Source organism: Methylomonas koyamae, from assembly GCF_006483455.1.
GTDB lineage: Bacteria > Pseudomonadota > Gammaproteobacteria > Methylococcales > Methylomonadaceae > Methylomonas > Methylomonas koyamae_B.
Genome location: NZ_PPPU01000006.1, coordinates 272,649 through 282,160 on the forward strand (window position 1 = coordinate 272,649; position 9,512 = coordinate 282,160).

At 59.9% G+C, this 9,512-nt stretch carries 8 protein-coding genes; 5 read left to right on the forward strand and 3 right to left on the reverse strand.

The window, feature by feature from the left end:
* Window positions 1-2: 2 nt before the first annotated feature.
* On the forward strand, window positions 3-353 hold the full coding sequence (locus C2U68_RS03780) for a DUF4186 domain-containing protein (RefSeq protein WP_140911158.1): 351 nt from the start codon (window positions 3-5) through the stop codon (window positions 351-353).
* Between the two features lie 24 nt (window positions 354-377).
* Here the strand turns inward: C2U68_RS03780 and C2U68_RS21080 are convergent, their stop codons facing one another.
* Genes C2U68_RS21080 through C2U68_RS03790 form a run of 3 tightly spaced genes read right to left on the reverse strand, consistent with a single transcriptional unit; the run spans window position 378 to window position 4,517 of the window.
* On the reverse strand, window positions 378-548 hold the full coding sequence (locus C2U68_RS21080) for a hypothetical protein (RefSeq protein WP_186289484.1): 171 nt from the start codon (window positions 546-548) through the stop codon (window positions 378-380).
* A gap of 58 nt (window positions 549-606) precedes the next feature.
* Entirely contained in the window at window positions 607-2,853 is a 2,247-nt protein-coding gene (locus tag C2U68_RS03785; RefSeq protein ID WP_140911159.1) for a PAS domain S-box protein, read from the reverse strand.
* Between the two features lie 23 nt (window positions 2,854-2,876).
* A complete protein-coding gene (locus C2U68_RS03790; RefSeq protein ID WP_140911160.1) occupies window positions 2,877-4,517 on the reverse strand; it encodes an alpha-keto acid decarboxylase family protein in 1,641 nt (546 codons plus the stop codon).
* Window positions 4,518-4,696: 179 nt separating this feature from the next.
* Here C2U68_RS03790 and C2U68_RS03795 point away from each other — a divergent pair, with 179 nt between their 5' ends.
* The 4 genes from C2U68_RS03795 to C2U68_RS03810 all read left to right on the forward strand — a co-directional run.
* Window positions 4,697-5,029: an STAS domain-containing protein gene (locus C2U68_RS03795; RefSeq protein WP_140911161.1), complete on the forward strand. Its 333-nt coding sequence runs from the start codon at window positions 4,697-4,699 to the stop codon at window positions 5,027-5,029.
* Window positions 5,030-5,044: 15 nt separating this feature from the next.
* A complete protein-coding gene (locus C2U68_RS03800) occupies window positions 5,045-5,470 on the forward strand; it encodes an ATP-binding protein (protein WP_140911162.1) in 426 nt (141 codons plus the stop codon).
* Between the two features lie 107 nt (window positions 5,471-5,577).
* Window positions 5,578-8,895, forward strand: coding sequence for an NAD-glutamate dehydrogenase domain-containing protein (locus tag C2U68_RS03805; protein WP_140911163.1), 3,318 nt, complete (start codon window positions 5,578-5,580; stop codon window positions 8,893-8,895).
* A gap of 307 nt (window positions 8,896-9,202) precedes the next feature.
* The coding region (locus tag C2U68_RS03810) for a transposase (protein ID WP_140911164.1) at window positions 9,203-9,512 on the forward strand (310 nt) is incomplete at its 3' end.

Sequence of the window (9,512 nt, forward strand, 5' to 3'; positions counted from 1 at the left end):
CGATGCGGGATTTGGACGAGCTGTTCGCCGGTTTGGCTAAATCCCGGTTTCGCAGCCAGTTTCGCTTGAACGCCAAGGATTTGCAGTATCTGCAAACCAAGGGCATCGCAACCATCTTAAGCCACGCCGACGATTTTATCGGCAAACGGCTGGCCCCAGCCCAGCCGCTCAACGACGGCAAGCAAACGCCTTACCGCGGCCATCCGGTGTTTGTCGCCCAACACGCCACGGCCTGCTGCTGCCGCGGTTGCCTGGAAAAATGGCACTCGATTGCGCAGGGCAGGGAACTTAGTCTTGAGGAACTTAGCTACATCCGGTCCGTGTTGGAACGCTGGTTGCGCGCGCTGTTATGAAGCTGCCAACTCGCAAGCATTCGGCTAGCGGCTGTAAAGTTGGTCGACCAAGTCTTTAAACCACGCCGGCCGCAACAGCATCACGTACAAAATCGTCAGTTCCAGAATCGGCAGCGGGATGATGTGCAACACGATCAATACCAGCAACACTGCGCAGCACGCCAGTAATTTCGGGAAGAAGGGGGCTGTACTCATCATGATCTCCTCGCAAATCGGCATTATCGGTTGAAGCTTTCTCCGTTGAGCCAAGGGGTTAATGCCATTTAAACACCAATACGGTGATATCGTCGGCGAATTTTTCGCTGCCGCAGAATCGGCGCAAACACCCGAATAACCCATCGATTATTGCTTGCGGCGGCAAGTCGGCGTTGGCGGCAATTTCGGATTTGACCCGATCCAGGCCGAAAAAACCTAATTCGGCGTTCTCCGCTTCGACCAGGCCGTCGGTATAGAGCACTATCAAATCGCCCTCGGCCAACTCGACGCTTTTTCGTTCGAAGCAAACATCCTGGCGCAAGCCGACGATCAGGCCGTCGGCATCCAGTTCGGTGAACTGCCGGCTATGGCGGTTGAACAGCAACGGCGGCGGGTGACCGGCGTTGGCGAAATGCAATTGCCGGCGTTCCGGATCGACCTGCAAATAGAACAAGGTCAGGAAGTAGTCGGCCCGATTCAGGTCGTTGAATAAAAACCGGTTCAGCGCCGACAGCACCGCTTCCGGCCCGGCCTCGGTACTGCTTTTCATCCGGATCGCGCTGCGGGTTTCGACCATGAACAGGGCCGGACCGATCGAATGGCCGGAGACGTCGGCGATGACGATGTCCAGCCGCCCGCCGTCGCGGTAAAAATAATCGAAATAGTCGCCGCCGACCTTGTCCGCCGGCAGGCAAACTCCGGTGATCTCGAACTCGCCGGTTTTCAGCGGCGCAGCCGGCGACAAACCGGCCTGGATTTGCTGGGCGATCTTCAGCTCGTTTTGCGCCACCGCCAATTCCACTTGGGCCTGGCGAATTTGCCGCTCCGCCGCCTTGCGGCCGGAGATGTCGTGGATGAAGCCGCTGAAAATGTAGCTGTCGCCCAGTTTCAATGGTGCCACGCTGATTTCGACTGGAAATTCGCTGCCGTCGCGCCTGAGCGCCACTTGTTCGGTCTGCCGGTTCAAGATCGTGCCGTTACCGGTTTCCAGAAACCGGCGCATGCCGTTGCGGTGTGCGGCGCGAAACCGCAGCGGGATGATCAAGTGTTCCAGGCGGCGGCCGATGGCCGATTCCGCCGACCAGCCGAACATCTGCTCGGCGCGCCGGTTCCAATCGGTGACGATGCCGTCGGCGTCCATGATGACGATGGCATTGATCGAGCTTTCGATGATCAGCCGCGTACGCTTTTCCGACTCGATCAAGGCATTCTGATATTGCATCCGGGCCGTAATGTCCCTATCCACCCCGCGCCATTTCACCAGCTTGCCGTCGGCGTCGAGTAACGGCAGGCCGGTCGATTCGGTGATCACCGGATGGCCGTCCCGATGCCGGTAATGGTTGACCAGGGCATGAAACGACTGCTGGCTGGACGACAGGTCGACATGGGCTTGCTGGTCTTGCGCGGTCAGCAGTTCGGTGTAATGTTTACCGATGATTTGCGTCGGCGTCAGCCCCAGGATTTGTTCCACTGCGATGCTGCTGTACAGGTAGTAACCCTTGGGGTCCTGTTCCCACAGCCATTCCCCGGACAAATCCGCCATTTGCCGGAAGCGCTGTTCGCTTTCGGCCAGTGCCGATTCCACGGTTTTACGGCCGGTAATGTCCTCGGCAACCGCAAGATAGTGTGTGGTGTTGCCGAGGCTGTCCTTGATCGCGCTGATGCTTTCCGCGACCCAGTATTCGCGGCCGGTCTGGTGCCGGTTGCAAATTTCGCCTTGCCATTCGCCGCTGACCGTCAATTGCCGCCACAGGTCTTGATAATCCTGGGCCGACATTTTTCCGGATTGCAGCAAACTGGGAGTTTGCCCTAACAATTCGGCTTCGGCATATCCGCTCAGCAGCGAGAAGCGGGGGTTGACGTAGACGATGCGGCCGCTGGCGTCGGTCACCATCATCGCACTGGCGCTTTGTTCGATGACTCGGCGCATGACCAAAAAATCGTTGGCCGGATCGATGGCTTGGATCAATAACAAGGCTTTGCCAAAGTCAGACCGGGGGCTCGGTAGCGTACTGACCGTGACCAAGGCCGGAAAGCTGTGGTATCTGGCCAGAAGTTCCGCTTCGAAACATTCGGCGGATTCCCGGTCGCCGGCCCGCGCCAGCGCCGCCCGGCACAGCGTTAGGCTGGCCGGCGCCAAGATCTGCTCCAACGCCAATCCCGATAACTCGTGCGTGCCGTAACCGAGCAGCGCGGCGGCGGCTCGATTGGCGCCGTCGATTACCGGATTTTTCGTTTCGTCGTTGCCGGTCGCGTAGCCGACCAGCAACAGATTGAAGGCCAGACTATCGATCAGTTGGCGCATGGTTCGGCTCGGGCCGGTCGGCCTTAGACCCGGCTATGCAGATGCGCCGCCAGCCGCTGCATCGCGGCCGAGGCGTCGGCCGGGTTCAGGCGGACGTCGATGATGCTGGGCGAGCTGCGGTTGGCCAGTGCCGCCGTGAGCGCCGCTTCGAACGCTGCCTCCGTGCCGGCGGCGTATCCTTGCAGCGGGCCGAAGACTTCGCCGAGGCGGTCGAAGCGCCAATCGCCGATGTCGTTAAACGGGCCTTCCAGAATGAAGCGCTCGGTACTGTAACCGCGGTTGTTGAAGACCACCACAATCGGGTCCAGGCCCAGGCGGGCAAAGGTTGCCAGTTCGGTACCGGTCATCTGGAAGGCGCCGTCGCCGACCAGAATCAGCGCCCGCCGGTCGCGGCGGGCGATTTGGGCGCCCAGCGCCGCCGGCACGGCAAAGCCCATGCTGGTGTAAAACGCCGACGACAGGAATTCCGACTGTTCGTGCACTTGCAGATCGATCGTCGCAAACAGGCAGTCGCCGACGTCGCAGACCACGATGAATTCGGGGCCGAGGGCTTGATTCAGGCGGCCGACCAGGCGCGCGGTGGTGATGGCGCGATCCGGCAACGGAAAATCCGCTGCGGTCACAGTACCCGGCGCGGCAACGAATTTTTCCGGGCGCATCGGTACCGATTTGGCCAGTGCGTGCAGGAAATCCTTCAGCAATACCCGCGGGTAACGGTGCGAGCTGATCACCACTTCGTCCTGCGCCGCCCTGACCATGCGTTGCGGATCGAGTTTGGCCGTATAAATGCCGGTGTCGACGTCGTTCAACGTCACGCCCAGCATCAGCAACAAATCGGCCTGCTCGACCAGATAGCGGGTGTATTCGGCGCTCATGGTGCCTTCGTAGATACCGAGATAGGCCGGGTGCCGTTCGGCGATCACCGATTTGCCGGTCAGTGTCGCGGCGACCGGCAGGCCGGAGCGATTCACCAAGTCGACCAGCACTCCTTGCAAGCCGCGGCGATGGATCTCCACTCCGGCAACGATGATCGGCGAGCGCGATTTTTCGCCCAGTTCCATCGTTTCCGCCACCGCTTCGGCCAATGCGGTTTCGTCGCTGCCGCAAACTTCCGGCGCCGGGCCCGGCATGGAGTAACCCGGCACTCTGACCCGGTCGCGCGGGATTTCGATGTACACCGGTTTGGAATAATGGCGCGCCGCGGCCAGCGCCTGGTCGATCTGGCGACAGGCGATTACCGGATCGTTCAGGACCACGCTGGCGCAGGTGATGCGCTCGAAGATTTCGCGTTGAAAGGTAAACGGTCCGAAACGGTGATGCAGCAAGGGATCGTTGCGCTGCTCGTCGACGCCCGGCGCGCCGCTGATGACCACCACCGGCGACGATTCGGCGTAGGCACCGGCGACGGCATTGACCGTGTTCAACGCGCCGACGCCGTAAGTCACCGCCACGGCACCCAGGCCGGAACAACGGGCGTAACCGTCTGCGGCAAAGGCCGCGGTGTCCTCGCGAGTGGTGCCGATATGGCGGATCGGGCTATGCACCATCTGGTCGTAGAAACCGAGGATGTAATCGCCCGGTACGCCGAAAATCTCCCTAACGCCGTGGGCGTAGAGCCGGTCGAGCAAGTATTGGCCGATACTGTCGGCATTTTGCGTGTTCATCGTCACCTCCCGGAAAGCTACGGCTGCTAGTGTTCCGCGCCGGCACGAAAAAACCAGCGCGAAGGTTGAACGTAAGACTGGATTGGGTATCGAAGTTTCCGCAGCACCCCGGTTTTGTCCGATTGCTGCTAGACTGCGGCCGAACAACCGCCGCCAATGTTTCTGCCCAACTTGCTTCTATGAAACTCGAACTCGAAAAAAATCACGGCTTAAGCGTAGTCACTATTCGGGAACCGCGGGTCGATGCCCACAATTCCGCCGAATTGAAGGACTATCTGGCGCAATTGATCGAGAGCGGCGAAAACCGGATTCTGGTGCGATTGGCCGACGTCCGCTTCATCGATAGTTCCGGGCTGGGCGCGCTGTTGTCGGCCTATAAAAGAACCGCCGCCGACGCCGGCCAGTTTGCACTGAGCAACGTCCAGCCGCAGGTGTTGTCGATGTTCGAGATCACCCGGCTGAACCGCGTGTTCGAGATTTATGCCGATGCCGCGGATATGTTGCCGAGTTAGCCGACGAGTTTGCCTATGTCTCCCGCCGCCGTCCAAGTCGATGTCATCATCCCGACCCACACCAAATATCTGGATCTGGTTGGCAGCATCGGCGAGCGCGTCGTCAGGGAGTTGGACGGCTTTACCGGCGATCGGGAAGCCCTGGCCTACCAATTGAACCTGGTGCTGACCGAGGCGGCGGCGAACGTGATCAAGCACGCCCACGACGCCGCCAGCAAGGATACAGTGCGGGTCACGATCCAGCTTTTGGACGAGACGTTGACCATCAAAGTCTACGACCACGGCCAGGGTTTTGATTTGGAGACCGTGCCCAGCCCCGATTTTGCCGCCGCGCCGGAAAGCGGCATGGGCTTGTTTCTGATCCGGTCGATGATGGATAAGGTCAGTTATACCCGCCAAGCCGATTGCAACGTGCTGGAGCTGGTCAAATATTTGAAATGAGCCGGCGCAGTGGCATCCTGGAGCCATCGAGCCGACCCGCTTTTGCCTTCGCCGTAGTCTGCGAAATCGCGTAACCGGCAATCCCCTCATAACATAGGGCATCGATCATGCAGCATCAGGACCCTTCTTGGAACGAACAACTTCTCGCCGCCTTGCAGCAGGCGCTCGACGCCGAGCACGCCGCGGCACTATGGCGAAACCTCGCTTCTGCCTTGCCTTTCGACTATCAGGCTCTAATTACGCCGCAGCAAGCTGTACGCGATCTGCTCAACCTGGAGCGAATGTCCGGGCCAACGGTGCCATCGGCCGAATTGTTGGAACCGGCCGGCGCTACCGACGCCTACCGCCTGCATTTTTACGGTACCCGGCAACGCTATCTGGACGAGTTCATTCCGGTGCTGGAGAACCTGAATTTGCGGGTGTTGGACCAAGTCCAGTTCGTGTTGAGCCTGGAGCGGCAAACGGTTTATTTGAAAAGTTTCAGTGTCGAACCCGCGGTGGCCGGTTGCCCGCCTTTGGACCGGATCAAACCGCAGCTGCTGGCCACGATCCAGGCGGTGATGGCAGGGTGGGTCGAAAACGACGGCTTGAACCGGCTGGTGGCCTTGACCGGCATGGACTGGCGCGATTGCGACGTGTTGCGGACTTACCGCAATTATTTTCTGCAGTTGCACAACTGGACCAGCAAAGCCACCATCCAACAGGCGCTGGCTGCCAATCCCGCCGCCGCGCGCGGGCTGTTCGATTATTTTGAAGCCCGGTTTCGCCCCGATCCGGAATGGCAGGATTACGCCGTCAGGGACGAGCAGGTGTTGTTTCCGTTGCGCATGCAACTGTTGCAAACCATGGCGGCGGTGGCGAATATCCAGCACGATCGGATTTTGCGCGGCCTGTTCAATTTGATCGACGCCACGGTACGCAGCAATTTCCACCTGCGGCGCGAGGCTGCCGAGCATTTTATTGCGATCAAACTCAACAGCCTGGGCGTGATCGAGATGCCGGCGCCGCGGCCGCAATACGAGATTTACGTCCACGCCGCGGACATGGAAGGTATCCATTTGCGCGGCGGCCGGGTATCGCGCGGCGGCATCCGCTGGTCGGACCGGATCGACGATTTCCGTACCGAAATCCTGGATCTGATGCAGACTCAAATCAGCAAGAATGCCTTGATCATCCCGACCGGCGCCAAGGGCGGTTTCGTGGTCAAACCGGGCGGCTCGAACCAGGACTTCAGGCAGGCCGGGCAGCAGGCCTACCGTCGCCTGATTCGCGGCTTACTGGATTTGACCGACAACCTGCAAGACGGCGTCGTGGTCGGGTCGCCGCAACTGGTGGTGCACGACGATCCCGACCCTTATCTGGTAGTGGCGGCCGACAAAGGCACCGCCAAATTTTCCGACATCGCCAATGCCGTTGCGGCCGAGTACCGGTTCTGGCTGGGCGACGCCTTTGCCAGCGGCGGCTCGCACGGTTACGACCACAAGGCCTTGGGTATCACTGCCCGCGGCGCCTGGGAATGCGTCAAGCGCCATTTCCGGGAAATGGGCAAGGACATTCAAACCGAGACTTTCAGCGTGGTCGGCATCGGTAGTATGGACGGCGACGTGTTCGGCAACGGCATGCTGCTGTCGCCCTGCATTCGCTTGCAAGCCGCGTTCAGCGGCCAGCACATCTTTATCGATCCGAACCCGCCGGCCGGCGCTGCCGCGTTCAACGAGCGCAAACGCTTGTTCGAATTGCCCGGTTCCAGTTGGCAGGATTACGACCGAAATTTGATCTCGGCCGGCGGCGGAGTCTATAGCCGTAGCGACAAGGACATTCCGGTGTCGTCGGAACTGAAGAACTGGCTCGGCATCCGCTACCGCAGCATAGACGGCGAAGCCTTGATCCAGTACCTGCTGAAGGCCCCGGTGGAATTGCTGTGGCTGGGCGGGATCGGCACCTACGTTAAAGCCGGTGCGGAACGGCACGCCGATGTCGGCGACCGCGGCAACGACAACGTCCGCATCGACGCCGGCGAATTGCGGGCGCTGGTGGTGGGCGAGGGCGCCAACCTGGGTTTTACCCAGGCCGCCAGAATCGAGTACGCCTTGCGCGGCGGCCGGATCAACACCGACGCGGTGGACAATTCCGCCGGGGTCGATACCTCCGACCACGAGGTCAATCTGAAAATATTGCTCGCCGGCCTGCACAAGCAAAGCCTGGTCGACGATTGCCAAAGCTTGTTCGAAAGCCTGACCGACGCAGTATGTGCCGCGGTGTTGCAGGACAACATCGCCCAAAGCCAGTGCCTGTCGCTGGACCAAATTCGTTGCCAGGCCGATCCGGGCTTGTTCATCCAGGTCGCGGAGCGGCTGGAGGCGGCCGGTTTTCTGGATCGTGGCGTCGAATCGTTTCCCGAGACCAAGGATATTCTGAGTCGGCCGGGGCAGATCCTGACCCGACCGGAGTTGGCTGTGTTGATGGCCGCCGCGAAAATGTTTCTAGCGCGGCAATTGGAGAAAGCGCGCGCCCACCTGGATGCGCCTTGCTACCAGCCTTACCTGGCGGCCTATTTTCCCGCGCCGCTGCGCGAGCGCTTCGGCGCCCAGCTGGCCGAGCATCCGTTGGCGGCCGAGATCAAGGCCACCGTGATCGCCAACAGGATCGTCAACCAGGCCGGCAGCAGTTTTCTCGCTCTCGACGACGGTGAAAACGGCGGCATTGTGGCCGTTGCCGATGCCTATCTGGCTTTCGATCAGGCGTTGGCCGGCGAAGCATTGCGGACGCGGATTGCGGCAGCCGGGCCGGAGCTGGCCAACGCTAGCCGCTATGGTGCCTTGCTGAAACTGGAACAGACTTTATCCGGCTTGTGCGTCTGGGCTGCGGCCCGGCAGACGGCGGTCGTACCCGACGCCGACACGGTCGCCGTGTATCAAACGTTGCTGGCAGACTACCGCCGCTACCGCCTTGCCGACGATCCCGTCCCGGATGCCAGCGAGTATGCGCAAGCCGGAATGGCGGAGGATGTGGCGGCCGAGATCGGTTTCGTCGAAAGCCTGCCCGACTTTTTGTGGCTGGCGGCGCTGGTCAGCGAGACCGGCCGCGATTTCGCCAGCGTCGACCGTTTGCTGCAATCCGTAGACCAAACCTTGGCTATTCGCCCGCTGGCTCAGCAGTTGGCGCAGATTCCGCAACGCGATTTTTGGGTCAGGAGCGTTTGCGCCGCATTGCAGGCGGATTTGCGCCGTTTCGCCGGCGAATGGGTCAAGCAAATGCTGGCGCACGGTTGCAGTTCCTGTGCCGAGTATATCGAACAGAAACAATTGCGGGCCGGCTTGAACCGCTACCGCAAAATTCAGGCGGAAAGCCGGAAATTGACCTCGTTGAATTTGTTGAGTTACGTCGCGCTGGTGCGCGCTTTGGGCGGGGTGTTGCCGGAGTAAGGCAATCCGCCAAAACCCTATTCAACCGCAAGATCAAGCAGGGCGGATATATCGAAAGTCATCCATGGTGGATTGCTTCGCAAATCCACCTTGCGGCAACCCTTTATCCGCAGTACGGCCGTTGTTCTTTTGTTCATCCTATTGCTTCACCGTTAGCAATTCTTGGGGGTGACTAAAAAGCGAAAGAATTTCTTCGCTTTTATCAAAAAGCCTAAGAGGGTGGCTCATTGAAACTGTAAAGGAACCTCTGATTAATTTCCCGCGAGCGATATAATTCAGCAATAGCCCGGATTTCGAGATGACGCCCATGGAACAGTATCAACAGCTCAGTTTTGCCGATGTCGAATACACCAATAAAGGCAAACTCACCCGGCGGGAAAAGTTTCTGAACCAACTCGAAGAATTGTTGCCCTGGTCAGTCATGCGAGCGGTGATTGAACCGCATTACGCATCCGGCCAAGGACGTGGTCGCAAGCCGTTTGCCTTGAATGCCATGCTGCATGTGCACGTGGCCCAGATTGTCTACAACTATTCGGATCCGGGCATGGAAGACGCGTTGTACGAAATTGAATCGCTACGGCGCTTTTGCGGTATTCGCCTGGAAGCGGTGCCCGATG

Bases quoted from the DNA above. Each gene is read 5' to 3' on its own strand.
- C2U68_RS03780 (WP_140911158.1), top strand. From the start codon at position 3: ATGCGGGATTTGGACGAGCTGTTCGCCGGTTTGGCTAAATCCCGGTTT.
- C2U68_RS21080 (WP_186289484.1), bottom strand. From the start codon at position 548: ATGAGTACAGCCCCCTTCTTCCCGAAATTACTGGCGTGCTGCGCAGTG.
- C2U68_RS03785 (WP_140911159.1), bottom strand. From the start codon at position 2,853: ATGCGCCAACTGATCGATAGTCTGGCCTTCAATCTGTTGCTGGTCGGC.
- C2U68_RS03790 (WP_140911160.1), bottom strand. From the start codon at position 4,517: ATGAACACGCAAAATGCCGACAGTATCGGCCAATACTTGCTCGACCGG.
- C2U68_RS03795 (WP_140911161.1), top strand. From the start codon at position 4,697: ATGAAACTCGAACTCGAAAAAAATCACGGCTTAAGCGTAGTCACTATT.
- C2U68_RS03800 (WP_140911162.1), top strand. From the start codon at position 5,045: ATGTCTCCCGCCGCCGTCCAAGTCGATGTCATCATCCCGACCCACACC.
- C2U68_RS03805 (WP_140911163.1), top strand. From the start codon at position 5,578: ATGCAGCATCAGGACCCTTCTTGGAACGAACAACTTCTCGCCGCCTTG.